The 25,922-nt window shown below is 67.0% G+C and carries 28 protein-coding genes; 11 read left to right on the plus strand and 17 right to left on the minus strand.

Annotated elements, in window-relative coordinates:
- The first annotated feature begins 62 nt into the window (after nt 1-62).
- On the plus strand, nt 63-1,421 hold the full coding sequence (locus M0208_RS11225) for an MATE family efflux transporter (protein ID WP_258891785.1): 1,359 nt from the start codon (nt 63-65) through the stop codon (nt 1,419-1,421).
- Here the strand turns inward: M0208_RS11225 and M0208_RS11230 are convergent.
- Nucleotides 1,414-2,145: an MJ0042-type zinc finger domain-containing protein gene (locus tag M0208_RS11230; RefSeq protein WP_258891786.1), complete on the minus strand. Its 732-nt coding sequence runs from the start codon at nt 2,143-2,145 to the stop codon at nt 1,414-1,416. The genes M0208_RS11225 and M0208_RS11230 overlap by 8 nt on opposite strands.
- Nucleotides 2,146-2,327: 182 nt before the next feature.
- Here M0208_RS11230 and ftsE point away from each other — a divergent pair, with 182 nt between their 5' ends.
- The 4 genes from ftsE to M0208_RS11250 are packed head-to-tail and all read left to right on the plus strand — an operon-like array spanning nt 2,328 to nt 5,183.
- The gene (gene ftsE, locus M0208_RS11235; RefSeq protein WP_258891787.1) at nt 2,328-3,032 is read left to right on the plus strand and encodes a cell division ATP-binding protein FtsE; all 705 of its coding nucleotides are present in this window, start codon (nt 2,328-2,330) and stop codon (nt 3,030-3,032) included.
- A complete protein-coding gene (locus M0208_RS11240) occupies nt 3,029-3,907 on the plus strand; it encodes an ABC transporter permease (RefSeq protein ID WP_258891788.1) in 879 nt (292 codons plus the stop codon). The genes ftsE and M0208_RS11240 overlap by 4 nt, the downstream gene beginning before the upstream one ends.
- Complete coding sequence (locus tag M0208_RS11245) at nt 3,904-4,437, plus strand: YdcF family protein (RefSeq protein WP_258891789.1); 534 nt, start codon at nt 3,904-3,906, stop codon at nt 4,435-4,437. The genes M0208_RS11240 and M0208_RS11245 overlap by 4 nt, the downstream gene beginning before the upstream one ends.
- Nucleotides 4,434-5,183 (plus strand): lysophospholipid acyltransferase family protein, encoded by a 750-nt coding sequence (locus M0208_RS11250; protein WP_309547002.1) that lies wholly within the window; start codon nt 4,434-4,436, stop codon nt 5,181-5,183. Before M0208_RS11245 ends, M0208_RS11250 begins: the two co-directional genes overlap by 4 nt.
- 65 nt (nt 5,184-5,248) lie before the next feature.
- Here M0208_RS11250 and M0208_RS11255 read toward each other — a convergent pair whose 3' ends face one another.
- Nucleotides 5,249-6,157 (minus strand): prephenate/arogenate dehydrogenase family protein, encoded by a 909-nt coding sequence (locus M0208_RS11255; RefSeq protein ID WP_258891790.1) that lies wholly within the window; start codon nt 6,155-6,157, stop codon nt 5,249-5,251.
- Nucleotides 6,157-7,224: a histidinol-phosphate transaminase gene (hisC, locus tag M0208_RS11260; protein ID WP_258891791.1), complete on the minus strand. Its 1,068-nt coding sequence runs from the start codon at nt 7,222-7,224 to the stop codon at nt 6,157-6,159. The genes M0208_RS11255 and hisC overlap by 1 nt, the downstream gene beginning before the upstream one ends.
- Nucleotides 7,225-7,470: 246 nt before the next feature.
- On the opposite strand from hisC, the gene M0208_RS11265 reads away from it, so the two are divergent.
- From M0208_RS11265 to M0208_RS11280, 4 genes are read left to right on the plus strand one after another with little or no spacing between them, the layout of a single operon-like run.
- Nucleotides 7,471-8,586 (plus strand): homoserine O-acetyltransferase, encoded by a 1,116-nt coding sequence (locus M0208_RS11265; protein ID WP_258891792.1) that lies wholly within the window; start codon nt 7,471-7,473, stop codon nt 8,584-8,586.
- Nucleotides 8,583-9,014: a GNAT family N-acetyltransferase gene (locus tag M0208_RS11270; RefSeq protein ID WP_258891793.1), complete on the plus strand. Its 432-nt coding sequence runs from the start codon at nt 8,583-8,585 to the stop codon at nt 9,012-9,014. The genes M0208_RS11265 and M0208_RS11270 overlap by 4 nt, the downstream gene beginning before the upstream one ends.
- On the plus strand, nt 9,011-9,610 hold the full coding sequence (gene metW / locus M0208_RS11275) for a methionine biosynthesis protein MetW (protein WP_258891794.1): 600 nt from the start codon (nt 9,011-9,013) through the stop codon (nt 9,608-9,610). The genes M0208_RS11270 and metW overlap by 4 nt, the downstream gene beginning before the upstream one ends.
- 32 nt (nt 9,611-9,642) lie before the next feature.
- Entirely contained in the window at nt 9,643-10,035 is a 393-nt protein-coding gene (locus M0208_RS11280; RefSeq protein WP_258891795.1) for a response regulator, read from the plus strand.
- On the opposite strand, the gene M0208_RS11285 is transcribed toward M0208_RS11280, so the two are convergent.
- The 4 genes from M0208_RS11285 to M0208_RS11300 are packed head-to-tail and all read right to left on the minus strand — an operon-like array spanning nt 10,010 to nt 14,255.
- Nucleotides 10,010-11,566: a sensor histidine kinase gene (locus M0208_RS11285; RefSeq protein WP_408988147.1), complete on the minus strand. Its 1,557-nt coding sequence runs from the start codon at nt 11,564-11,566 to the stop codon at nt 10,010-10,012. The two genes, M0208_RS11280 and M0208_RS11285, sit on opposite strands and share 26 nt — an antisense overlap.
- Before the next feature lie 26 nt (nt 11,567-11,592).
- Nucleotides 11,593-12,114 (minus strand): single-stranded DNA-binding protein, encoded by a 522-nt coding sequence (gene ssb / locus M0208_RS11290; protein WP_258891796.1) that lies wholly within the window; start codon nt 12,112-12,114, stop codon nt 11,593-11,595.
- 15 nt (nt 12,115-12,129) lie between these two features.
- A complete protein-coding gene (locus M0208_RS11295; RefSeq protein ID WP_258891797.1) occupies nt 12,130-13,989 on the minus strand; it encodes a ferrous iron transporter B in 1,860 nt (619 codons plus the stop codon).
- Nucleotides 13,990-14,003: 14 nt separating this feature from the next.
- Nucleotides 14,004-14,255: a FeoA family protein gene (locus tag M0208_RS11300; RefSeq protein WP_258891798.1), complete on the minus strand. Its 252-nt coding sequence runs from the start codon at nt 14,253-14,255 to the stop codon at nt 14,004-14,006.
- 106 nt (nt 14,256-14,361) lie between these two features.
- Between M0208_RS11300 and M0208_RS11305 the strand changes: the two genes are divergently transcribed.
- Nucleotides 14,362-16,449: a TonB-dependent siderophore receptor gene (locus tag M0208_RS11305; RefSeq protein ID WP_258891799.1), complete on the plus strand. Its 2,088-nt coding sequence runs from the start codon at nt 14,362-14,364 to the stop codon at nt 16,447-16,449.
- A gap of 37 nt (nt 16,450-16,486) precedes the next feature.
- Here M0208_RS11305 and M0208_RS11310 read toward each other — a convergent pair whose 3' ends face one another.
- Nucleotides 16,487-17,146 carry a COQ9 family protein gene (locus M0208_RS11310; protein WP_258891800.1) on the minus strand — a complete coding sequence of 220 codons (660 nt, stop codon included), beginning with the start codon at nt 17,144-17,146 and terminating at the stop codon, nt 16,487-16,489.
- Complete coding sequence (locus tag M0208_RS11315; protein WP_258891801.1) at nt 17,143-18,024, minus strand: DMT family transporter; 882 nt, start codon at nt 18,022-18,024, stop codon at nt 17,143-17,145. The genes M0208_RS11310 and M0208_RS11315 overlap by 4 nt, the downstream gene beginning before the upstream one ends.
- A gap of 92 nt (nt 18,025-18,116) precedes the next feature.
- Here M0208_RS11315 and M0208_RS11320 point away from each other — a divergent pair, with 92 nt between their 5' ends.
- Nucleotides 18,117-19,196 carry an alkene reductase gene (locus tag M0208_RS11320; protein ID WP_258891802.1) on the plus strand — a complete coding sequence of 360 codons (1,080 nt, stop codon included), beginning with the start codon at nt 18,117-18,119 and terminating at the stop codon, nt 19,194-19,196.
- Between the two features lie 33 nt (nt 19,197-19,229).
- Here M0208_RS11320 and M0208_RS11325 read toward each other — a convergent pair whose 3' ends face one another.
- The 8 genes from M0208_RS11325 to M0208_RS11360 all read right to left on the minus strand — a co-directional run bounded on the left by M0208_RS11325 (nt 19,230) and on the right by M0208_RS11360 (nt 25,906).
- The gene (locus M0208_RS11325) at nt 19,230-20,600 is read right to left on the minus strand and encodes a cytochrome P450 (protein WP_258891803.1); all 1,371 of its coding nucleotides are present in this window, start codon (nt 20,598-20,600) and stop codon (nt 19,230-19,232) included.
- A 60-nt stretch (nt 20,601-20,660) separates the two neighbouring features.
- Nucleotides 20,661-21,413, minus strand: a complete 753-nt coding sequence (locus tag M0208_RS11330; RefSeq protein ID WP_258891804.1) for a class I SAM-dependent methyltransferase — start codon at nt 21,411-21,413, stop codon at nt 20,661-20,663.
- A complete protein-coding gene (gene ribH, locus M0208_RS11335; protein WP_258891805.1) occupies nt 21,410-21,829 on the minus strand; it encodes a 6,7-dimethyl-8-ribityllumazine synthase in 420 nt (139 codons plus the stop codon). Before ribH ends, M0208_RS11330 begins: the two co-directional genes overlap by 4 nt.
- A gap of 200 nt (nt 21,830-22,029) precedes the next feature.
- Nucleotides 22,030-23,184, minus strand: a complete 1,155-nt coding sequence (ribB, locus tag M0208_RS11340; protein WP_258891806.1) for a 3,4-dihydroxy-2-butanone-4-phosphate synthase — start codon at nt 23,182-23,184, stop codon at nt 22,030-22,032.
- A complete protein-coding gene (locus M0208_RS11345; protein ID WP_258891807.1) occupies nt 23,174-23,791 on the minus strand; it encodes a riboflavin synthase in 618 nt (205 codons plus the stop codon). The genes ribB and M0208_RS11345 overlap by 11 nt, the downstream gene beginning before the upstream one ends.
- A 9-nt stretch (nt 23,792-23,800) precedes the next feature.
- Entirely contained in the window at nt 23,801-24,832 is a 1,032-nt protein-coding gene (gene ribD / locus M0208_RS11350; protein ID WP_408988148.1) for a bifunctional diaminohydroxyphosphoribosylaminopyrimidine deaminase/5-amino-6-(5-phosphoribosylamino)uracil reductase RibD, read from the minus strand.
- A 20-nt stretch (nt 24,833-24,852) separates the two neighbouring features.
- A complete protein-coding gene (locus M0208_RS11355; RefSeq protein ID WP_258891809.1) occupies nt 24,853-25,200 on the minus strand; it encodes a hypothetical protein in 348 nt (115 codons plus the stop codon).
- Nucleotides 25,201-25,252: 52 nt separating this feature from the next.
- Nucleotides 25,253-25,906, minus strand: coding sequence for an energy transducer TonB (locus M0208_RS11360; RefSeq protein ID WP_258891810.1), 654 nt, complete (start codon nt 25,904-25,906; stop codon nt 25,253-25,255).
- Nucleotides 25,907-25,922 lie beyond the last annotated feature (16 nt).

Genomic DNA, 25,922 nt, shown 5'->3' on the forward strand with positions numbered 1-25,922 from the left:
GCGCCCCTAGCAAAGCGTTTCGGCACTGGCAATGCCCCCAGCGCGCCGGTAGCGCGGATACCATGACCAGCGCCGCCATCGACCGCTCGGGCGAGACGCGCCGCATCCTGACGCTGGCGTGGCCGGTCGTGCTGACCAGCCTGAACTGGACGATCCTGCATCTGACCGACGTGATCGTCGTCGGGCTGGTCAGCGTGCATGAGGTGGCGGCGCTGTCCGCCAGCCGCGCGCTGACCTTCGTCGGGATCGTTGCATGTCTGGCGTGGCTGTCGGGGGTGCTGGTGTTCACGTCGCGCGCCGACGGGGCGGGGGATTTGCGCAGGACCGGCGCGGTGCTGCGCGACGGTCTGGGGTTCGCAATCGCGCTGGGTTGTGTAACGGGTGCGATCCTGTTCTTCGGCGCGGTCCCGATCCTGCGCGCGATGGGGGTGGCGGAGCCGCTGGTCGAGCCGGGCGCGCGCGTCGTGCGGATGATGGCGCTGGGCTATCCGTTCCAGCTGATGATCGTCGCGGCGAGTTTCTTTCTCGAAGGGATCAGCCGTCCGCGGCGTGTGGCGGTGGTCAACCTGTCGATCATGCCGCTGAATGCGGTGCTGGCGTGGGCGCTCGCGACTGGCAGCGTCGGGTTGCCGGCGATGGGCGCGGCAGGCGCAGGGCTGGCGACCGCGATCGCTTCGATGGTTGGCGGTCTGGCGATGGCCGGTGCGGCGTGGACCTTGCCGGAGGCGGCGGCGCGGGGGGTGCGCGACCTGTCGCTGGCGGCATGGCGGCGCGTTCCCGCGGGCATGTCGGTATTGGCTACGTTTGGTGCGATCCCGGCATTGGCGTCGGGGCTGGAGCTGGCCGGATTCTCGATCCTGATCGCACTGTCGACGCGGCTGGGCGACGCGACCGCGCACGCGTTCCAGATCGTGTTTTCGGTCCACAACGTGACGTTCGCGCTGGCGCTCGGCCTTGCGTCAGCGGCGGGGGTGCGGACCGGCAATGCGGTCGGTGAGGGCGTGCCGGAGCAGGTTGCGGCGCGCGTCCGGATTGTGCTGGGCGCGGTGACGGTCGTGCTCGGGCTGACCGCGGCGCTGCTGATCGTCTTCCGCGGATCGGTCGCGGCGCTGTTCCCGGCGACGCCCGATGTTCACGCGCTGACCATCTTCATGCTGTTGCCGTGGCTGCCGTTCATCGTGTTCGACGGGCTGCAGGTGGTGCTGGTCTATGCGCTGCGCTCGCTCGGCGATCAGGTCGCGGCGGGGGTGAACGGCATTCTCGCCTTCTTCCTCGTCACCGGCGGTGCGGGGTGGGCGCTGGTCGCCGCAGGCGTCGGGCCGCTCGCTCTGGTCTGGGCGTCGGGGCTGGGCATGATCGCGTCGGCGGCGCTGAACGGCGCACGGTTCCTCATCGTGACGTGGCGGCTGCGCGTCAGTTAGCGTCCTCGCCCGCGAAGCTCAGCTCCAGCCGCTTCGAATTGGCGGGCACGTCCAGCTTGGCCGAGTTAAAGTCGATCGCGCTCTTTGCGCCTAATGACCGTTGCTGCGGGATGATCGTCCAGCTGAACACGATCCGGTTCTGCGCATCGCGCAGGTCGGCGCGGATGTCGGGGACGCGCTGAAGGCTGCCCGATGGGTTGAGCACCTTTCCGCTGACCGCGAACAACTCGCTGCCGTTGGCCATTTCACGCCGCTCGATCGGATTGTCGATCAGCCTGAGCGGAGATTCTTGCGCGCCGAACGACAGCCCGAGCTGCGCGGCCAGGCCCGGCGCGCTGGTCCACAGGATCGCCGCGACCGCGATCAGCATCAGCGCCCCCGCCGCGATCGCGACAATCGTCCAGCGTTTCGCGGGGTTGCGCGTCGGCACGAACGGCGCGCGGTACGCGAATATGTCGAGCGCAGGATCGGCCGGCGTCACGACGGGATCGACGACCGGTTCGACCACCGGCTCTACGATCGGCCCGACGACCGGAGACGCCGCGACCACCGGTGCGGCGGTTACGGGGGGCGCGGACGGTGCCGTTTGGCCCAGCGCGCGTGCGTCGGGGTATTGGTGCCAGCTATGCTTGCACGTCGCGCAGCGCACCGTGCGGCCGTCGACGCCGACCGCACTGTCGGGGACCAGGTAACGCGTATGGCATTCGGGGCATTCCAGGATCATGCGCGCGCGGACCGATCTTACGGGCCGGATAACCGGCCGAAACAATCCCGAATCTAAACACGTACAGCACCCCTGTGGCAAGCGTCCACGCCAGCGGCGCTTGTGGGATCGTGCCCGGCCGTGCGATGGCGTCGGAAGGAATGCCCGCACCGGGCGCGAATTGAGGGACGACCGCGCCGGTTATGGCGAACATCGTGCAGTTCGAAAATGTGGGGCTGCGCTACGGCGAGGGGCAGGAGACGCTCGCCGACCTGTCGTTCACGCTAGCCAGCGGATCGTTCTATTTCCTGACCGGGGCCAGCGGCGCGGGGAAGACCTCGCTGCTGCGATTGCTGTACCTCGCGCAGCGCCCGACGCGCGGGGTGATCAAATTGTTCGGCGAGGATGCGGTGATGATGCCGCGCAGCCGCCTGCCCGGCTTTCGCCGCCGCATTGGGGTGGTGTTCCAGGATTTCCGGCTCGTCCCGCATTTGTCGATCGCGGACAATATCGCGCTCCCTCTGCGCGTCGCGGGCGTATCGGAGAGCGATATCGCGGGGCCGGTGACCGAGATGCTCGCCTGGGTCGGGCTCGGCGAACGCGGCAACGCGCGGCCCGCCACGTTGTCGGGCGGGGAGCAGCAGCGCGTCGCGATCGCGCGCGCGGTGATCGGCCGGCCCGAAATGCTGGTCGCCGACGAACCGACCGGCAACGTCGATCCCGACATGGCCGACCGCTTGCTGCTGCTGTTCGATTCGCTCAACCGGCTCGGCACCACCGTCGTCGTTGCAACGCACGACCTGCATCTGCTCAGCCGCATCCCGAGCGCGCGGATGATGCGGCTGGACAAGGGACGGTTGCACGATCCGACCGGGGCACTGCTCCATCCGCCCGGTGACCCGACGTGAGCGGCGGACACACCACGCGCCTGCTCGACGACGCGGGTGGCGTGCGCGCGATGACGTGGGTCATCGCGATCATGCTGTTCCTGACCGTGCTCGCCGCCGCGCTGGGCCTCGCTACGCGCAGCGCGGCGCGGTCGCTGGAAGGGCAGCTCGCCGGGCGGCTGACGGTGCAGATCGTGGAGGGCGATCCTGGCTTGCGCGAACGGCTGGCGGCCCGAGCGCTGGCGGCGGTGCGCGCCAGCCCCGACGTCGCCCATGCGACGCCGGTCGACCGCGCCGAACTCGCGCGGCTGCTGCGGCCGTGGCTGGGCGACGACGGCGCCGATCCCGAACTGCCGGTGCCCGCGATGATCGACATCGACCTGAAGTCGGCCGACGCAGTCAGCGCGGCGCGGGTGCGCGCGCGCGTGACCGCCGCGGTGCCAAGCGCGCGGATCGACGCGCATGAGGCGTGGATGTCGCCGGTCACCGGCTTCATGCGGCTGATGACGTGGCTCGCGATCGGCCTCGTCCTGCTGACCGCCAGCGCGACCGCGGCGGTGGTGATGCTCGCTGCGCGCGCCGGACTCGACGCGCATCGTGCGACGATCGAGGTGATGCATATGCTCGGCTCGACCGACGTGCAGGTCGCGCGGCTGTTCCAGCGCCGCATCGCGCGCGACGCGATGATCGGCGGGCTGGTCGGCGGCGGGCTGGCGCTGGGCGTCACCGCGTTCCTCGGCACGCGGCTGGCGGCGCTCGGCTCCGAACTACTGGGGCAGATGACCTTGGGAGCGGCAGGCTGGGCGGCGCTTGCGTTGCTGCCTGTCGCGTTCGTCATCCTCGCCGCGCTGGCCGCGCGCGTGGCGGTGACGCGGACGCTGGGGCGAATGTTGTGATCGTCCGTACGCTCGGCCTGATCGTAGTGCTGTGGGCGCTGGGCTTCGCCGCCTTCATGCTGACGCTCGCCGAGCCGGCGGGCGACGTGCGTACCGACGCGATCGTCGTACCGACGGGCGCTGCGGGGCGGATCGATCGCGGGCTGGAGCTGATCGATCAGCGCCGCGCTAAACGAATGCTGGTCAGTGGGGTCGCGCCGGGATTGCGCAAGGTCGATCTGGTCGAGGCCTATCGCCATCCGCGCGAGATCGCGTGCTGCGTCGATCTGGGGCGGCAGGCGGTCGATACGCGATCGAATGCGGAGGAAACCGCCCGCTGGGTGCGCGAGCATCGCTATCGCTCGGTCCGGCTGGTCACATCGGACTGGCATATGGCGCGCGCGCGGATGGAATTGGGCGCGGCGCTCGACGACGATGTCCGCATCGTCCGCGACGGCGTCAAAAGCGAACAACGGCTGGGGCAATTGGTGAACGAATACAACAAACTGCTGCTGCGGCGCGGGGCATTGTGGATTGGCGTCGGGCGATGATCGACGCGGTCCGCACCTTCGTTTTCCGCACATTTTTCTACATCGGGTCGGTGCCGATCGTGCTCGGCGCGCCGATCGCGGCGCTGTTCGGGCAACGATCGGTCATTTCCTATGCCAATATCTGGGCGCGCTATCACCGGCTGCTGATCCGGCTGGTGCTGGGCATCACGCCGCGCGTCGAGGGCGCGGTGCCGAAGGGCCAATACCTCTTCGTGTCGAAGCATCAGGCGATGTACGAGACGCTGGAGCTGCAGCTGTTGTTGAACTCTCCCGCGATGGTACTGAAGCGCGAGCTGATGAAGGTGCCGGTCTGGGGCTGGACCACGCAGCAATATGGATCTTTGGTAGTTGACCGCGAGGCATCTTCGAAGGCGCTCCGCCAAATGATGAAGGAAGGCGCGGCGTTACGCGCCGAGGGGCGGTCGGTGGTCGTCTATGCCGAGGGCACGCGCGTTCCCGTGGGCGAACAGCCGCCCCTGCGCTCGGGCTTCGCCGGGCTGTACAAGGCGCTCGATCTGCCGGTCGTGCCGATCGCGGTGAACAGCGGGCGGTTGTTGCCGAAGAAGGGCGCGATGCACCCCGGCGTCGTGACGTTTCGCATCGGCGAGACGATTCCGCCAGGCCTCCCGCGGCGCGAGGCGGAGGCGCGGGTTCATGCCGCGATCAATGCGCTGGAGCGGGAGGGTAATCCTCCCCTGCAAGGGGAGGTGGCAGCCCGCAGGGCTGACGGAGGGGTGTCGCGCTAACGAGAGGGTGTCACCCCTCCGTCGCGCTGCGCACGCCACCTCCCCTTGCAGGGGAGGATTTGCGGTCACCCATGCGTCCGCCCAAAATCCGGGGCCGCATCGTCCTGGCCCTGTTCGACGATCGATCGCCTGACGGCGCGCGTCCGCGCGAAATGTTCGAACAGCGCGTCGCCGTCACCCCAGCGGATCGCGCGCTGGAGTTGCGACAGATCCTCGCTGAAGCGCTGCAGCATCTCCAGCACCGCCTCGCGATTGGTCAGGAACACGTCGCGCCACATCGTCGGGTCGGACGCCGCGATGCGCGTGAAGTCGCGGAAGCCGCCGGCGGAGAATTTGATCACCTCGCTCTGCGTGACCTCGGCCAGGTCGTCCGCGGTGCCGACGATGGTATAGGCGATCAGATGCGGCAGATGGCTGGTCACCGCCAGCACGCGGTCGTGGTGTTCGGGGGCCATCGTCTCGACATCGCTGCCGAGGCGGCGCCAGAACTCTGCGACACGCTCCGCGGCGACCGGATCGCCGCCCTCGATCGGGGTGACGATGCACCAGCGGCCCTGGAACAGCGACGCGAAGCCCGCCTCCGGGCCGCTCTGCTCGGTCCCCGCGACGGGATGTGCGGGGACGATGGTCGCGCCGGGCAACGCCTCGCTAAGCGCGCGCGCGACCTCCGCCTTGCAGCTGCCGACGTCGCTGATCACCGCGTCGGCGGGAAGGTCGGCGGCGATCTCGGCGGCGACCGCGCCCATTGCGCCGACCGGCACGCACAGGATCACCAAGTCGGCGTCGGTCACCGCCGCGCCCGCATTGTCGGCGATGTCGTCGCACAGCCCCATGCGATCGGCCACCGCACGCACATCGCTGTCGGCGTCATGCCCGGTCAGGCGCACGGTCGGCATCCGTTCGCGCACCGCGCGCGCGATCGACGAACCGATCAGCCCGAGGCCGATGATCGTCACCCTAGCGAACGGCAGCATCAGCCGCGCTCGGCCAGATCGCGCAGTGCGGCTGCGACGCCGCGCGTCTCGTCCTCGGTGCCGATCGTGATGCGCAGCCCGTGCGGCAGGCCCTGTCCGGGCAGCCAGCGGACGATATAGCCCGCGTCCATCAGCCCCTTGTAGGCGACCTCCGCGGTCAGCTTGCCCTTGAACAGCACCAGCACGAAATTCGCCTGGCTCGGCACCGCGCGCAGGCCTGCGTTGCCGAGTTTGGCGATCTCGTCCGCAAACCATGCCCGCCAATGCGCATTGTGATCGCGGGTATGCGCCACGAAATCGCGATCCCCCAGCGCAGCGATGGCCGCCGCGGTCCCGGCGATCGTGATGCTGAACGGCAGGCGGATGCGGTGCATCGCGGCGATGATCTCGGCCGAGGCGTAACCCCAGCCGATGCGTTCGGCGGCGAGGCCGTACATCTTCGAGAATGTGCGCGTCACCAATACGTTGGACGCGCTCTCCGCCAGCGCCATCCCGCCGTCTTCTGCGTCGCCCTCGATATATTCGGCATAGGCGTGATCGAGCACGAGCAGTACGTCGGCGGGCAATCCGGCGTGAAGCCGCGCGATCTCGGCCTTGGTCGAATAGGTGCCGGTCGGATTGTTGGGGTTCGCGACGAACACCATCTTCGTGTTCGGCGTGACGGCTGCAAGGATCGCATCAACGTCGGTCGCATAATCCGTGTCGGGCGCTATCACCGGCGTCGCGCCCACGCGCCGCGTCGCGATCTCGTACACCGCGAAGCCGTAACGGACGTGGATGATCTCGTCGCCCGGCCCCGCAAATGCGCCCGCGGCCAGGTGCAGCACCTCGTCCGATCCGTTGCCATAGATGATCCGCGCCGGGTCCAGTTGGTGCATCTCGGCCAGCGTCTCGCGCAATTCCGCGCCGCTCGCGTCGGGATAGCGTTCCAGATTGTGCGCGGCCGCCGCGAACGCCGCGCGCGCCGCCGGGCTGGTGCCGAGCGGATTCTCGTTCGACGAGAGTTTGGCGACCTTGCGCCCGTCATCGGTGGTCGAACGGCCGGGGATATAAGGCGCGATCGCCATGATCCAGGGTTTGGGGGCGGGGGCGGAGGCAGCGGCGGCATTGGCGGTCATAAGGCGCGCGACTACGCCGTCACTGCACGAGTGGAAAGGGCGCGAATGTTGAGAATGTTGAGACGCTGGCGCACTTTTCTTCAACATTCCCTTCTTCCCGGCACATCGGCCCATCCCCTATGATACGAAACGTATGTTGTAGGACAGCCCCGGCCGGCATTGTCGGTGCGTGCGCGGGCCGCTAACGCGGGCGCGATGTCCAACGACCAGCGTTTCGGCCTTTCGCGTCATGTCGTGCTGCCGGGACCGCTCAGGCTCGACGGCGGCGTGCTGCTGTCGCCGGTCGAGATCGCGTATGAGACGTACGGCACGCTCGACGCCGACGCGGGCAATGCGATCCTGATCTGCCACGCGCTGACGATGGACCAGTTCGTCGCCTCCACCCATCCGCGCACGGGCAAGCCCGGCTGGTGGCGGCAGATGGTCGGGCCGAGCAAGCCGATCGACACCGATCGTTATTTCGTCGTGTGCGCCAACGTGCTCGGCTCGTGCCTCGGCTCGTCCGGCCCGGCGACGATCAACCCCGCGAGCGGCCACGAATGGGGCATGGCGTTCCCCGTCATCACGATCCGCGACATGGTGCGCGCGCAAGCCATGCTGCTCGATCATCTCGGCATCGCGCGGCTGAAGGCGGTGGTCGGCGGCTCGATGGGCGGGATGCAGGCGCTGTCGTGGCCTGCGACCTTCCCCGACCGGGTCGAGGCCGCGGTCGTCATCGCCTCCACCGCGCGCCACACCGCGCAGAACATCGCCTTCCACGAAGTCGGACGACAGGCGGTGATGGCCGATCCGAACTGGCGCGAGGGCGACTATTACGGCGCGGAACCGCCCGCGGCGGGGCTGGCGGTCGCGCGGATGGCGGCGCACATCACTTACCTGTCCGAAGCAGGACTGACCGAGAAGTTCGGGCGGAAACTGCAGGCGCGGGAGGCGAAGACGTTCGGTTTCGATGCCGATTTCCAGGTCGAAAGCTATCTGCGTCATCAGGGGATCGCCTTCGTCGACCGGTTCGACGCCAACAGCTATCTCTACATCACTCGGGCGATGGATTATTTCGATCTCGCGGAAGAACACGGCGGCCTGCTGGCGAACGCGTTTCGGGGAACGAACACACGCTTCTGCCTCGTCAGCTTCGACACCGACTGGCTGTACCCGACACCCGAATCGCGCAGCATCGTCCACGCGCTGAACGCTGCGGGCGCACGCGTCAGCTTCGTCGAACTGTCGAGTCCGTACGGCCACGACGCGTTCCTGCTCGATTCGCCCGAACTCGACCGCGTCGTCGCTGGTTTCGTGAGGGCGGGGGTATGATCGAACTGTCCGACGACAAGGCGCGGCTGCAGGTCGATCGCGTCCACGCGTGGCTGGCGTCGAGCTATTGGTCGCCGGGCATCGCGCGCGAACTGGTCGAACGCGCGATCGCCGGATCGCATTGCCTCGGCGCGTACCAAGACGGCGTTCAGGTCGGTTACGCCCGCGCGATCACCGATCATGCGACGTTCGCGTGGATCGCCGATGTGTGGGTCGAGGAAACCGCGCGCGGACAAGGCTTGGGCCGCCGCATGGTGCGCTGGTTCCTCAATCATCCCGATTTCATCGGGATGCGCCGCGTCGCGCTGGTCACCGCGGATGCGCACGGCGTGTACGAGGCGCTCGGCTTCCATGCGCTGCTGCGGCCGGAGCGCTTCATGGAGCGACTCGCGCCCGATGCCGCGGCACGATTGAAGGCCGCGCCGTGAACTTGCGCGCCGACCTGGCGATCATCGCCGCCAACGTTGCGCGGGAAAGCCGCGTGCTCGACGTCGGGTGCGGCGACGGGCAGTTGATGGCGGCGTTGCGCGATGATCGCGGATGCGACGCGCGTGGGCTGGAGATTGACGTCACGAACGTCGCCGCCGCCGTCGCGCGCGGGCTGTCGGTGATCCAAGGCGATGCCGATGTCGACCTCGCCGCCTATCCCGACCGCAGTTTCGATTATGCGATCCTCAGCCAGACCTTGCAGACCGCGCGCGCGCCCGATCGCGTACTCGACGAATTGTTGCGGATCGGCCACCGCGCCTTCGTCAGTTTCCCCAATTTCGCGCAGTGGCGCGTGCGGCTGTCGCTATTGTGGGGCGGGCGGATGCCGGTGACGCGGCAATTGCCCGAACGCTGGTATGACACGCCCAACATCCACCATCTGACGGTCGACGATTTCCGCGCGCATCTGAAGGACCGCGGTGTGACCGTCGAGGGCGCGTGGTTCCTGTCGGGTGACAAAAAAACCACATCGGCGGCGGCAAACGTGCTCGCGGAGCACGCCGTGTTCCTGCTGCGGCGGAACCTTACCGGTTGATTCAGGTTAGCTGGACCGACGGGTAACATGACATGACCAACAAAGCGCTCATCATTGAGGACGAAATCTTCGTCGCGCTCGATCTCGAACGCATCCTGACCGATGCGGGCTACAGCGTCACCGCGATCGCGGCGGACAGCGAACAGGCGCTGGCCGCGGCGCCGGACTGCGCCTTCGCGCTGGTCGACGTGAACCTGCGCGACGGCCCCACCGGCCCAGCGATCGCACGGCGGATCGCGGCCGAACATGGTGTGAAGGTCGTGTTCGTGACCGCCAATCCCGCGCAGATCGGCGATGGCGGCGGTGCGCTCGGTTATGTGCGCAAACCGTTCAGCGAGAGCGCGATCCGCGCCGCCGCGGCGCTCGCGAATGGCGATACGCGAGACAACGACGATATCGTCAGGTTCGCACCGCCGCTCGGCTGAGCGAGGCGGTCGGCACTATCAGCGTCACGGTCAGTCCCTCGGGCAACCAGTCGCGCGTCACCGTGCCGCCAAGCTGACGCACTGCGCTCATTTCGATCAGCTGGCTGCCAAACCCGGTCGTCTGCGCAGGAGCCGTAATCGGCGGACCGCCCGTTTCATGCCAGACGATCGATACCGCCTGGCCGTCGTCTGCCACCGTCACCGCAACCTGGCCGCCCTCTACCGACAGCGCGCCGTATTTCGTCGCGTTGGTCGCCAGTTCGTGAAACACCAGCGCGATCGGGGTGGCGGCGCGATCGTCGACCAGCACCTCGTCCCCGCTGACGATGATCCGATCCCGCTCTTCCTGCTGATACGGCTCGAACAATTCGCCCAGCAGGCCGTGGAGGCTGTCCTGTTGCGCGCTCGGTCGCGACTGTGCGCTGTGCGGCCGCACGAAATCGTGCGCGCGGCCAAGCGCCGTGATGCGCTGGCGCAGATCGGTGGCGGCTGGCGCGAATTCGGGTCGCGTGCGCGCGGCGAACTGGACCAGCCCGGCGATCACCGCGAAGATGTTCTTGATCCGGTGCGACAGTTCCTGGCTGATGACCTCGCGCTCTTCCTGCGCCAGTTTCTGTTCGTGGATATCGGTGCAGGTGCCGAACCAGCGCGTGATCGCGCCAGCTTCGTTCCGCATCGGTAGCGCGCGACCCAGCACCCAGCGGTATCCGCCATCTGCATGGCGCAGGCGGTATTCGATTTCGTAAGCATCGCCGGTCGTCAGGCTTTGCCGCCAACGCTCCCATGCACGATCCTGATCGTCGGCATGGAACATTCCGTTCCAGCCCTCGCCGTCGGTCGTGCCCGCGGGCGCACCGGTAAATTCGTACCAACGCGCATTGTAATAATCGTGATATCCGTCTGGCAGCGTCGACCACACCATCTGTGGCATGGTGTCGGCCAGCGTGCGGAACCGCGTCTCGCTGTCCAGCACCGCACGCCGCGCGTCGTTCTCGGCCGCACGCCACGCTGCTCCGTCGCGGCTGTCGCGCAGTCGCGCCATGACGTTGGCGGCCAGCGTCGTCAGCCCCTGCATCTGCAGCGGCGTCAGGCCTTCGCGCGGTTCGGTGTCGATCACGCACAGCGACCCGAGAGGAACGCCGTCGTCGGAGATCAGCGGCGCACCGGCGTAGAAGCGCACGTTCATCTCGCCGGTCACCAGCGGATTGTCGGCAAAACGCGGATCGGCCGTCGCATCGGGCACGACCATCACTTGCTCGTCGAGCATCGCGTGCGCGCAGAACGACGTTTCGCGCGGCGTCTCATCGATGTCGATCCCGCTGCGCGCCAGGAAGGTCTGCCGCGTTTCCTCGACCAGGCTGACCAGCGCGACCGGCGTATCGCACAGCGCGGCGGCGAAATCAGTGATCTGCGTCAGCGCGGCGGTATGGCGCAGCGTCTCGAGCTCATAGGACGCGATCACCGCGGCGCGCGCGCGCTCGTCAAGCTTCCAGCCGCGCGCCGTGGTTGGCGCCGTGGGCGGGTTTTCCAGCGCGTAGAGGGCGATCGGGTCCACGCTCAGAACGGCACGTCGTCGTCGAGATCATCGGCGAACCCGCCGCGTGTCTGGGCCGATGCGCCGGTGCGGCCTGCGCCACCGCTGCGCCCGCCGCCGAAGTCGTCCCCGCCGGACGGCGCGCCGCCCCAATCGTCACGCCCGCTGCCGACGTTCCCGCCACCACCGCCCGGTGCGCCGTCCAGCATCGTCAGCACGCTGTTGAAGCCCTGCAGCACGACCTCGGTCGAATAACGGTCCGCACCCGACTGATCCTGCCATTTGCGGGTCGTCAGCGCACCCTCGATATAGACCTTGCTGCCCTTGCGCAGATAGCGTTCGGCGACGTTGGCCAGGCCTTCGTTGAAGACCTTCACGGTATGCCATTCGGTCTTTTCCTTGCGCTCGCCCGAATTCTTGTCCTTCCAGTTCTCGGACGTGGCGATACGCAGTTCGACGACCTTGCCGCCGTTCTGGAAGCTGCGGCTCTCGGGATCTCGGCCCAGATTGCCGACCAGAATGACCTTGTTGACGCTACCCGCCATAGTGATGTGCCCTTGCTACAGGCCCAGCGCGACGGCGAGCCAATACGTTAATCCGGCCATGATGTAGGCTGCGGCGAACAGATAGCCAACCATGAACAATGGCCATTTCCAGCCATTCGTTTCGCGCCGGGTCACCGCGATCGTCGAAATGCACTGCGGCGCGAAGACGAACCACATCAGGAAGGCGAGCGCGGTGGGCAGGCTCCAGCGGCTGCGCAGTTTCTCGACCATCGTCTGCTTGCCCGCGTCGCCCTCGACATCATCGACCGCATAGACCGTGCCGATCGCCGCCACCGCCACCTCGCGCGCGGCCATCGCGGGGATCAGCGCCAGCGCAATGTCGTGGTTGAAGCCGATCGGCTTCACGACGACCTCTATACCGTCGGCGATCCGCCCGGCGATCGAATAGTCGACCTGGCTCGTGCCCGTCGGCGCGCGCGGGAAGCTCAGGAGCGCCCACAGCACGATCGTCGTCACCGCGATGATCGTCCCCGCGCGTTTCAGGAAGATGACCGCCCGCTGCCACAGTCCCAACACGACGTCGCGCAACTGCGGCCATTGGTATTTCGGCATTTCCATCAGGAACCCCGACGACGCGCCCTTCGCGACCGTCCGCCGCAGCACCAAGGCAGCGACGAACGCGCCCGCGATTCCGATCAGGTAGAGCGCCAGCAGCACCAGCCCCTGCAGGCCAACGCCGGGCAACACGCGGGTATTGGGAATGAACGCGCCGATGATGATCGTATAGACCGGCAGCCGCGCCGAACACGTCATCAGCGGCGCGATCAGGATCGTGGTCAGCCGGTCCTTCTCATCGTCGATCGTGCGCGTCGCCATGATCCCCGGCACCGCGCAGGCGAAGCTGGAGAGCAAAGGAATGAACGCCCGTCCCGACAACCCGACGCTAGCCATCAGCCGGTCCATCAAGAACGCCGCGCGGACCATGTAACCGGTCGCCTCCAGCACCAGGATGAACACGAACAGGATCAGGATCTGCGGGAGGAACACGACGACTGCGCCGACGCCGGCGATCACGCCATCGGTGATGAGCGAGCGGAATAAGCCGTCGGGCAGGATGGTTTCGGCGCCCGTGGTCAGCGCGGCGAACCCGCCCTCGATCCAGCCGATCGGCGCTTCGGACCAGCTGAACACCGCCTGGAACATGACGAAGAGCAGCGCGACCAGCAGCACCGGCCCCGCCACCGGGTGCAAAGCAACCGCATCCAGCGCGTGGGTCCAGCGCCGCACTGGCGTCTCGCTGACCGTCGACGCCACCGCGATCGTGCGCGCGCGGCGCTGCAGCGTGGCGATGTCGGAATCGATGCTGCCGTCGGAGGTCCGCAGCCGCCTCAGCCCGCCGCCGCCAACTGCCCCGGTCAAGGCGACGCGCAGCTCGTCCAGCCCACGCTTGCGCACCGCGACGGTCGGCAGCACCGGCACGCCCAGTTCACGCGACAGAATATCCGCATCCAGCGTCAGCCCGTCACGCTCGGCCAGATCGATCATGTTGAGCGCGACCACGATCGGCAGCCCGAGCGCGATCAGCTGCAACGTGAAGCGCAGATGGTTGTCGAGGTTCGCTGCGTCGACGACCACGATCAGCGCATCGGGCAGCCGCTCGCCCTCCTGCCGCCCCAGCAGCACGTCGCGCGTGACCTGTTCGTCGGGTGAGGACGGCTCCAGGCTGTACGCGCCGGGCAAATCGACCAGCTCGACCGGGCGGCCGTCGTCCAGCGACAGGCGGCCCGAATGCCGCTCCACCGTGACGCCGGGATAATTGCCCACCTTCTGCCGCGCGCCGGTCAGCGCGTTGAACAGCGCGCTCTTGCCGGCATTGGGATTGCCGACCAGCGCCACCAGGGGAGCGGCATTCATCCTAGCGGTTCACGTTATCGGGGCGTGACGGAGATCACGGCCGCGACGGTCCGCCTGAGCGCCACCGTCATCCGCCCGATCCTGCACGCGATCGGCCCGCGGCCCAGCACGCTGCGGTGCAGCACCTCGACCGAAACGCCCTCGTCGAAGCCCAATTCGCGCAATCGCCTTGCCTCGGGCACCGCCAGCTTTGCCCAGTCGATAGCAGCTACCACCGCCGCCTGACGGCGCGGAAGCGATTCGAGGCTGTGGGCGGGAACAAGCACGTCTCAGCCTTAGCGGCGCTGCGAACGATTATCAAATCCACCGCGACATTATTTATATTGCGACTAACTCGCAATAACGTTAGGGGCGTGGCGACAAGGGGATTATATGAGACCGATCAAGATTCTGGCGCTGTCGACCGCAGCCTTCTTTGCGACGATCGCTGGCACCGCATGGGCGGCCGACGATTCGAAGGAGCCGAATCGCGACGACGACGTGATCGTCACCGGCACACTGACCGAACAGGTCGCGGGCACGAAGACCGCGACGCCGCTAATCGAGACGCCGCAGCCGATCACGATCGTGGACGAAGCCACCTACCGTGCGCAGGGTGCGATCAACATCAGCGATACGGTACGCTATACCGCGGGCATCACCGCCAGCGCCTATGGTCGCGACACGCGGGTCGACAGCTTCGTCATCCGCGGGATCGACGCGCTGCAGTTCCGCGACGGCATGCGCGACATCTTCAGCTTCTACGCCAGCATCGCGTCCGACCCGTATAATTTCTCGCGCGTGGAAATCGTGCGTGGCCCGGCGTCGGTGCTGTTCGGTCAGGGGTCGATCGGCGGGCTGGTCAATCTCGTGTCGAAGACGCCCGAGTTTGAAACCCGCGGCGAAATCTCTGCGACCTATGGCAGCTTCGACCGCAAGGAGGTGATGGCCGACGTCAACGGCGTTCTGGCGGAAGGGCTGGCGGCGCGGATCGTCGCGCGTGTGCGCGACGCCGACACGTTCATCGACAACGTGCCCGATGACCGTGTGATGATCTCCCCCTCGCTCCGCTGGCAACCATCGGCGGGCACGGACATCACGTTGCTCGGGCTGTATCAGGAGGACGACAGCGGTTCGACGTCGCAGTTCCTGCCGATCGTCGGCACGTTGCTACCCAATGGCAACAATCCCCGGCTTTCCCGTACCTTGTTCGTCGGCAAACCCGGGCATGACCGTTACGATGGGCGGCTGTTGCAGGGCACCGCCATCGTCAACCAGCAGCTCGGCGACGATGTCCGGCTCAGTCTGAAGGCGCGCTACATCGACAGCGACCTGAGTTATTTCACTCATTACACGAACGTCTATTCGGACCTCGCCGACCCCACGAACGTCGATTTCCCGAAGCAGCCCTATCTCGATCCCGCACGCCGCACGATCGGGCTCTACAGTGACGACAGCCTGGCCAGGCTGAACGTTTTCTCGACCGACAATAACGTGCAGTTCAAGTTCAACACTGGCGCTGAGGTCGAGCACCTGCTGCTGGCGGGCGTTGACTACAGCTGGAACCGCGTCACCAAACGAAGCGGCTTCGGCTATGAAGTGATAGACATCTACGACATCGACCGCGACGCGCTGACGATCCCTGTGATCGGCCCCGTCGCGGCCGTGGAGTCACAGAAACAGCTCGGCTTCTACGTGCAGGATCAGGTCCGCTTCTGGGATCGCGTATCGGTGGTGCTGGGCGCGCGGCGCGACCGCGTGACCAATCCGGCCGCCGCGACCGCGGAGGCGACCACCTTCCGCGCCGGGATTATCGGAGAGATCGGCGCGGGCCTGTCGCCGTTCTTCAGCTACACCGAGAGTTTTCAGCCGATCGCAGGCACGACGACCGGCGGATCGCCCTTCAAGCCGCAGACGGGCACGCAATATGAGGCGGGGGTGAAGTGGCAGCCCGATGCGGCGACGCTGGTCACCGTCACCGGCTTCCACATCAAAGAAGCAAACCGGCCGATCGCCGACTCGGCGAATCCGCTGGGACAGATCCAGTCGGGCCAGCTGACGACCAAGGGGATCGAGCTGGAGGCGACGCGCGCGTTGCCCGGAAATTACGACCTGTCGGTCAATTACGGCTATAACAAGCTGACGAACCGCAACGCCTCGGCGTTCGATTACCTGCCCCGCCACAACGCATCGGTGTGGGGCACCAAGACGATGCCGATCGGCGCGGACATGGCGTTGCGGGTAGGGGCAGGCGTCCGCTACACCGGCAAGAGCAGCTCCAACAGCGCGGTATGGACGATCACGACGAAGGCCTACACGCTGGTCGATGCGCTGGCCGAACTGACGTGGGATAAATACCGGCTGTCGGTGAACGCCACCAACCTGTTCGACAACGAATTCTACGCCTCATGCCTGGCGCGCGGCGATTGCTTCATCGGCGCGCCGCGCAACGTGATGGTGACGCTCGCCTACCGGTTCTGAGAGGTCGTTTGAAACGCGTCCTCAGCGCGTTTCAAATCTATGCCGCGGGGTAGCGCAGCCGTCCGATGAACCGCGACAGGCTCGGGCGGTGCTGCGTGCGGAGGAGGAAGTCGGCCTTGGTTTTTTCGAAGCGCATGATCCCGTCGATCCGGCGCTGCAGGAAGGCGCGCGTGTCGACCAGGCCGTCGCTCTCGTCGTCCAGCAGCACGGTCATCGTCGCGCCGTACACGCCCAGCAAAATCCCGCGCTTCGTATAGTGGTTGTAGTCGGTCGCGGTGTCGCCCGCGAGCCGCCACATCAGATCCACCGACCGCCAGCCGAGCCGCGCGGCGGCGGCGATGTTTTGCGGCATAGCGAGAATCGCGAAGGCGCGACGCAACGCCTCGCGGTCGGGCGCGACCGCATCGATCCGCGCCTCGACCAACGCGGCGATCTTCGCGCGAATCTTCATCGCCGACAGTTCTTCCGTTGGCACGCCTGCGATCATCGCGCGGTCGATTTGAGCGAACCATGCGTCGATCATGTCCACCGCCCCGCCCGGATAGGCGAGCTTCGCCACCCCCCGGTCGACGTCCAGCGCATCCGCCGCCATGTCGCGCGCGGCGTCGCCCCAGCCGTCGAACGCGGCGTTGGCGGCGATCTCGGCGGTGAGCGCAGCGCGGATTTCGTCGAGAGTGGCGTCAGTCAGGTCGGTCATGCGGTCAGCTTAGCACGCTCGGGCGCGAGCCGCACCAGCACCAGCGCGACCGCGATCATCACCGCGCCCGCGACATCGGCGACGCCCAGCCGCTCGCCATAAGCGAACCAGCCGATCGCCGCCGCGACGATCGGCTGCGTCAGCAGCGCCAGCCCGACCACCAAAGGACTGAGCGCGCCGAGCGCATAGATCATCAGCCCCTGCCCGATCACTTGGCTGAGCAGCGCCAGCCCGATCAGCGGCGTCCAGTCGACCGGCATGATCCGCTCCCCCAGCACCAGCGCGAACAGCCACAGCGGCAAGGTCGCCGCCAGCGACGACAGCGCCAGCGCGGGCAGCGGGGCCATCGTATCCCGCGCCCGCGCCATCAGGATGAAATACCCAGCATAAAGCACGCCCGCGAGCAGGCTCAACAGGTCGCCGATCAGATTCTCGGGCGCCAACTGATACGATCGCCCCATCAATAGCGCCGCGCCGACCGCGGCCAGCGCCAGCGCCACCCCCTGAAGCCGCGTCGGCCACATCCGCGCGATCAGGAACCCGTACAGCGGATAGACGAACGTCGCGGCGTTTCCGAACAATGTCGCATTGGCCAGCTTCGTATGATGGATGCCGATATGCCAACTCGCCAGATCGCCCGCGAACAGCACGCCCGATCCGGCCAGCACCCACCACAATCCGCGCGCGCTCGTGAACGGCTTCCCACCACTGGCTTGCGCCAAGACCAACAACAGCGGCGTCGCCAGCGCGATCCGCCAGAATCCCGCCGCCACCGGCCCGGTATCGGCCAGCCGCACGAACCACGGCCCGAACGCCAGCGCGAGGTTGCCGCCGAGCAGCGCCAGAAACGCGATCCCCTCGCGGCTTGGTCTGCGCATAGCTTTTCTTTGGCTTTGGGACTGGTGCACGCTGCCCCGTAACGCCTTATGTCCCGTCCGTCAGGTAGCAAACAGCAACCGAAGGAGCGCCAATGACCACTCTGTTCGATCCCATCACGCTCGGCGATATCGAAGCGCCCAACCGTATCCTCATGGCCCCGCTGACGCGCACTCGCGCGACGCCGGAGCATGTCCCGACCGAGCTGATGATCGAATATTACCGCCAGCGCGCCAGCGCCGGGCTGATCCTGTCCGAAGCTACGGGCATCAGCGCGCAGGGGCTCGGCTGGCCAAGCGCACCGGGCCTGTGGAGCGAGGAGCAGGTCGAGGCATGGAAGCCGGTGACCGCCGCCGTGCATGAAGCGGGCGGGCTGATCGTCGCGCAATTGTGGCACATGGGCCGCCTCGCACGCCCAGACGTGAACGGACTGCAGCCGGTGTCCTCGTCGGTCAGCCGCGCGCCGTACCACGATCCCGACAAGAATCCGTATGGCGAGGCGCGCGCCGCGACGCTGGACGACATCCGCCAGACGCTCGACGATTACGCCACGGCCTCACGCAACGCGCTCCGCGCCGGGTTCGACGGCGTGCAGGTGCACAGCGCCAACGGCTATTTCATCGACCAGTTCATTCGCGACGGCGTGAACAAGCGTGACGACGAATACGGCGGCACCCCCGAGAACCGCATTCGCCTGATGCGCGAAGTAATGGAGCGCGTGATCGCAGAGGTCGGCGCAGGCCGCACCAGCATCCGCCTGTCGCCCAATGGCGAATCGCAAGGCGCGGACGATAGCGATCCGGCGAACGTCTTCGTGCCGGCGGCAAAGGCGCTGAACGACCTCGGTATCGGCTTCCTCGAACTGCGCGAAATCGCCGAGAACGGCACCTTCGGGTCGACCGACGTGCCCAAGCTCAGCCCGCAAATCCGCGAGGTGTTCAAGCGGCCCCTGGTGCTGAATCAGGATTACACGCTGGAGGCGGCGCAGGCCGATCTCGATTCGGGGCTGGCCGACGCGGTGTCATGGGGCCGGCTGTTCATCGCCAACCCCGACCTGCCCGAACGCTTTCGCACCGGCGCGGCGCTGAACGAGCCGAACCCGAAGACGTTCTACATCCCCGGCCCGGTCGGCTACATCGACTATCCGGCGCTGCCCGACGCCAAGGCGGCCTGACCCCGGATTCCCCTCCCGCTTGCGGGAGGGGGGTCACCCGATCGGCACGAACCGCACCGGTAGCCCATCCTTGGGCTTCGGAATCGGGAAGATCTGCCAATCGTCGCCTGACCCCTCGTCCAGCTCGATCCGGTACCGGCTCAGCAATTGTGCGATCAGGATCCTGATCTGCATCGTCGCAAAGTGCAGCCCGATGCACATATGCGCGCCGCCGCCGAACGGCACCCACGCGAACCGGTGCCGACCCTTCGACGCCTCGGGGGTGAAGCGTAGCGGATCGAACGCCTCGGGATCGGGCCAGATGTCGGCCATATGGTGCGTATAGGCCGGGTTCACCCCGACGAAGCTGCCCGCCGGGATTTGATAGCCCCCGAACTCGAAATCGCGCAGCGCCCGCCGCGGGATCGACGGCACCGGCGGCATCAGCCGCAGCGCCTCCTTGAAGGCATATTCGGTCAGCACCAGCCGGTCGAGCTGCGCATAGGGCACGCCCGCGTCGTTCAGCCCCAGCGCCAGCACCTCCTCGCGCAGTTTCTCCTGCCATTCGCGGTTGCGGCCCAGCATCATCACGAGACTCGTCGCCGACGACGTGATCGTGTCGTGCGCCGCCATCATCAGGAAATTCATGTGATCGACGATCGCATCGTCGGGCAGTAACTGCCCCTGCTCATCGGTCGCGCGGCAGAATTGCGAGAAGAAATCCTGACCCTCACCCGTCCGCCGCGCCGGAATCTCGCGCTTGAAGAACTCGACCAGATATTCGCGCGCCTTGACGCCGCGGCGCATCGACGTGCCGGGCAGCGGGCTGCGGATCGGCGAGACGGTCGCCTGCACCTCATCGACGAACGCCTTATTGATCTTCGCCGCTTCCGGCCCCAGCGGCACGCCGAAGAAGCTGGTCGCCGCCAGATCGAGGCTCAGCGACTTGATCTTGTCATAGAAGCGCATCGGCGTGTTCGCCCACGCCGGGATCGCCGCTGCAATGCCCTCGTTCAGCTGTTCGGCATAGTGCTTCATCGGCTCTGGCTTGAACGCCACCGACAGCGTTTTCCGGTCGGCGCGATGCTTCTCGAAATCCAGCAGCATCAACCCGCGCGGAAACACGAGATTGAGCGCCGGGCCCCAGCCCTGTTCGGACGAGAAATTCTTGTCGCGGTCGAACAGCACCAGCTCGTTCGCGTCCGGCCCCAGCAGCACGACCGAATCGCCACCGAAGCTGTTGTTGCGATAGACCGGCCCGTATTTCGCGACCATCGCCCTCGTGAAGGCATAGGGATCCTTCAGCACCGCAAACGTATTCCCGACCACCGGCCACCCGCGCTCGCCCGGAATTTCCTTCAGCGACGACGGCGGGTTGAGCGGCAGCCAGTGCGGATTGGCCTCGATCGTATGGGCGTACGGCATTGCGCGGCTCCTGCGTTACTTACATCAGTATAAGTAAGCGCGGCCGCTTTGGCCAGACCGTCAGTAATCGCACACGAACAATCGATAGCCGAGATCGAGCGCGGGCCGATCGAGGATGTCGGTATTGCGCGCCGCCCAGCGGCCGCTCGCCAGATCGTTGGCAAGCGAGGCCAGTCCGGCGCGCGCATCGATCGCGTGGAAACTCGATATGCCCGCGCGGACGTTCGGGTCGAGATACGCCTCCGGCCGCCGCCAATAGGCCGCAAGGAAGCCATCGCGGCAATCGGCCGGCACCGGCACGACCGCCACCCGCGTCGGACCGATCGTGCGCGTCATCAGCGCGACCGTCTCCGCCGTCGGGAAGAACCGTCCTTCGTCAAGCGTCGCCAGCGCGGGAAAATAATCGCGGATCAGCCAGAATTCGCCGAAGTCCGGCACCCAGCTGAGAATCACCGCCCGCCGGCGTGCGACGCGGCGCAGTTCGCGCAACCCGGCCGCCTGGTCGGGCCAATGATGCAGCGTCAGGACCGCCATCGCGGCGTCGTAGGATGCATCGGGAACCGGCAGCGCCGCGGCCACGCCGTCCACACACGGCGCGGCCGACCCCTGACGCTGCGCACGCATGACCGCCGACGGCTCGACCGCAAACACCGTGCGGTTCGCCGGTTCGTAGGAGCCCGTGCCCGCGCCGACGTTGATCACGCTCGCCGCATCGCCGAGTGCGGCGTCGATCATCGCCGCGATCCGCGGATCGGGTTGCCGTTGCGTGGCATAGTGCCGCCCGATCGTGTCGTAGGCGGCGGGGGTGCTCACCCGAACCGCTCCCGCAACCCCAGCATCGCCAGCGCCGCCTCCGCCGCGCCGCCGCCCTTGTTCAGTTGCGCGGGGTCGGCGCGGCGGATCGCCTGGGCTTCGTCCTCGGTCGTCAGGATGCCATTGCCGACCGCCAGCCCGTCCATCGTCAGCGCCATGATCCCGCGCGCACTTTCGCCCGCGACGATCTCGAAATGATAGGTTTCGCCGCGGATCACCACGCCCAGCGCGACGAATGCGTCATACCGCCCGCTCTCCGCCGCCAGCACGATCGCGCCCGGCACCTCGAGCGCGCCGGGGACGGTGACGACCTCGGCGCTATGCCCGGCGGCCTCGATCGCCGCGCGCGCGCCCGCGATCAGCATATCGTTCAGATGGTCGTAAAAACGTGCCTCGACGATGAGGATGTTGGCCAACTGCTCTCTCCAGCTATAAAAAACCGCTCATCCTGAGGAGCCCCTTCGACGCCTCCTGCGGCGTCGCTCAGGACAGGCATTAAGCTTGTCGAAGTGGTGTCCCGAAGGACGCGCCGGGGACTGTCCTTCGAGACGGGGCTTCGACGAGCTCAGCCCCTCCTCAGGATGAGCGGGAATGGGCGGTACGCGCCAACCGCAATCTATTCCCCGCCGGTGCCCGGAATCTTCCGCTCGTCGACGATCGACAGCCCATATCCCTCCAGCCCGACCAAAGCATGATGCGTATTCGTCAGCAGCACCATCTCCTCCACGCCCAGCTCGGCCAGGATCTGCGCGCCGACGCCGTAGTCGCGCAGCTCCTCGATCTCCGGCGCGCCCGCGCCCTTGCCTTCGCCGCGCAGCTTGATGAAGCGGCTGACCGAATCCTTCATCGGGCGATTGATGACGACGATCACGCCCGCACCTTCCGCCGCGATCAGCTCCATCGATCGCGACAGCAGGCCGGAGCGTTCGGACACCTCGCCGAACATATCGACGAAATAGCTGGCGGTGTGCATCCGCACGAGCGTCGGCTTAGACGGATCGATCCGGCCCTTCACCAGCGCGATCGTCTCGTCGCCGGTCGCCTTGTTGTGGAACGTCATCGCCTTCCACTGCCCGCCCCACTGGCTCTCGAACGTCATTTCCGCGCGCTTTTCGACCAGATGGTCGTGGCGGCGGCGGTAGGCGATCAGGTCGCGGATCGTGCCGATCTTCAGGTTATGGAGCTGCGCGAACGACACCAGATCGTCCATCCGGCTCATCGTGCCGTCCTCGTTCATGATCTCGCAGATCACGCCCGATGGGTTGAGGCCCGCCAGCCGCGACACGTCGACCGCGGCCTCGGTATGACCGGTGCGCACCAGCACCCCGCCATCGCGCGCGACCAAAGGGAACACGTGCCCCGGCGTCACGATCTCCTCGCGCCCCTTCGACGAATCGATCGCCACCGCCACCGTCCGCGCGCGATCCGCCGCCGAGATACCCGTCGTCACCCCGTCGCGCGCCTCGATCGAGACGGTGAAGGCGGTTTCGTGCCGCGTGCCGTTGTGCCGGCTCATCAAATCCAGCCCGAGTTCGTCGACGCGCTTCTTGGTCAGCGCCAGACAGATCAGGCCGCGGCCGTGCTTGGCCATGAAGTTGATCTTCTCCGGCGTCGCCATCTGCGCGGGGATGACCAGGTCGCCCTCGTTCTCGCGATCCTCGTCGTCGACCAGGATGAACATCCGGCCGTTCTTCGCCTCGTCGATGATCTCTTCGGGCGTGGAGAGGAATCCGTGGCGCAGGCGCGCCAGTTCGGCAGGTTTAGCGGGCACGATAATGCTCCATCCGTTGGAGGTAGCGGGCGAGGACGTCGATCTCGATATTGACCGCCTGTCCCGGTTCCAATGCGCCCAATGTCGTCATCTTCTGCGTATGCGGGATCACATTGACCGAAAAACGAGTGGAATCGGCGTGGTCCTCGACGCCGTTCACCGTCAGCGACACGCCGTCGATCGTGATCGACCCCTTGGGCGCGACGAACGGCGCGAGGTCGCGGTGAACCGAGAAACCGATCCTCTTGGAATCGCCCTCCGGTCGCACGTCGACCACCTCGGCGATCCCGTCGACATGGCCGGTGACGATATGCCCGCCCAGTTCGTCGCCCAGCTTCATTGCGCGTTCCAGGTTCAGGCTTCGGCCTTGCGTCCATTGCCCCTGCGCGGTGCGGCTGATCGTCTCGCCCGACACGTCGACCGCGAACCAACCCGGTAAGCCAGGCGCGGACTTGTCCACCACGGTCAGGCACACGCCCGAACATGAAATCGACGCGCCCAGATCGATCCCCGCGGTGTCGTATGCGGTCGCCACGACGATCCGCGTGTCGCCGCGCGACTCGACGGTCGTGATCGTGCCGATGTCGCTGACGATTCCGGTGAACATAGGTGCGCCTTACTGCCTGACGCGCTCGTAGACTTCGAGCCGGTCGCTGCCAAGCGCGCGGGCGTCGTGGAGTTTCCACTTGCCGTGCGCTTCTGTCAACGTTGTCATATCAACGTCGCCGACCGCCCCCCGCCCCCCGCCGATGACGATCGGCGCACGGTACAGCAGCAGCCGGTCGACCAGATCGGCATGGAGGAAGGCAGCGGCGGTGGCAGCGCCGCCCTCGACGAACAGGTGATCGACGCCGTCGAGGTCGGCGATCGCCTGTGGCGAGTCGACAACCTCCCATCCATCACCGTCACCCCAGCGAAGGCTGGGGTCTCCAGCGGCTCCTTCCCCGCCAGAAGAAACAGGGAGATCCCAGCCTTCGCTGGGATGACGGGATCGGCTGCTAAGGATCAATCGCCGCGGCGAACGCCCCTCCAGGTCCGCCAACCGCACATCCAGCCCCGGCGCATCCGCTTCATACGTCCCGCGCCCGACCAGAATCGCCTCATGGCGGCTGCGTTCCAGATGCACGTGCGCGCGCGCCTCCGGCCCGGTGATCCACTTGCTTTCGCCCGACGCCAGCGCGATGCACCCGTCCAGCGACATCGCCAGCTTCAGCGTCACGTGCGGCCGCCCGAGCGCGCGCCGTGTAAAGAACCCCGCCATCGAACGGTGCGCCTCGATGCCACGAACGCCAACATCCGTTGCCACACCGCCAACATCCAGCACCTTCAGTCCACGCCCGTTCGTCCGCGGATCGGGATCGCCGGCCGCCACGACGACCCGCGCCACCCCCGCCGCGACCAGCAGTTTGGCGCACGCCGGACCCCGCGCCGACCGATGCGCGCACGGCTCCAGCGTCACATAGACCGTCGCGCCGCGCGCCGCCGCGCCCGCTTCGTCCAGCGCCATCGCCTCGGCATGCGGCCGCCCGCCCGCTTGCGTCCAGCCGCGCCCGGCGACGCGTCCATCCTTCACGATCACGCAGCCAACGTTGGGATTGGGCGCGGTCCGCCCGCGGGTGCGCTCGGCCAGCGCCAGCGCCGCCCCCATCCACCGCGCGTCGTCTTGGCTTACAGCCCCCACCGGTTCAGCTTGTCGTCGATCCGCTTGAAGGTCGCCTGCCGCTCGGCGCGTTGCTTCTCCAGCGCCGCATCCTCGATATCGCGCTTTGCCTGATCGACCTTCTGCTGCGCGCGAATCTGCTCGTCGGTGCGATCCAGCCGCCATTGCTGGACGTAGATGATGTTCGGCCGGTACGTCTTCTCGATATGCGAATCCTTGGCGAACCCGATCAGGATCACGCCCGTCACGACGATCGCCAGCGCCAGAAAGCCCAGCTCATGCGGCTGCCGCTGATGCAGGAAGAAGCGCAGATCGCGGATCGCGCGAAAGGGCGACAGGCGGGCGAAGAATTGCATGACTATTAAGATAGTGGCGCAGGGCGGCCTAGGCCAGCCCTGCGTATAAACCTTAGTCCTGCAGCTCGAACCGCACCGTCATCGTCCGCCACGCTTCCACGGCCACGCCATCGCGCGTCGCGGGGCGGAAACGCCATTTCGCCAGCGCCTGCCGCTCGGTGACGCGCCAGAACGCCTCGCTCGCCGCCGACACGCGTTCGACCTGCAGCACGCGGCCGTCCGGGCCGATCAGCACGCGCAGCACGACCAGCCCGCTATTCTCGGCGCGACGTTCGCCGGGGGGATAATCGGGCTGGAAATCGCGCGCATAGCGCGGATCGACGATCGCTCCGGTCAGCACCGGCGCGGGCACGGGCGGATCGTTCGCGACGATCGTGCCCGTCCCCGGCTGAGGCAGGGGCGGCAGCGGCGGATAGGTCGGGGTGACGTAGCCGTCGGCGTTGTCCGTCACCTTGATCGTCGTGTCGATCCGCTCGGGCGCGGCCTGCGCCTTTTGCTTGGGCTGGGGGGTCGCTTCAGGCAAGATCGGATCGGGCGGCGGATCGCTCTTTATATTGATCAATTCCAGCGGCTTGTCGGGAAGGATCCTCGTAAAGGCTGGCGACAGGAACATCAGCGCAGCGACCGCGGCGGCGTTCAGCGCGATGGCGATGGCCAGACTGACGGGCTGGATACCCGCCGGCGAGGCGTAACGATCCGCGTACATATGGCCTTATCCTCTC

Origin of the sequence: Sphingomonas sp. SUN019, assembly GCF_024758705.1 — a bacterium.
Lineage (GTDB): Bacteria > Pseudomonadota > Alphaproteobacteria > Sphingomonadales > Sphingomonadaceae > Sphingomonas.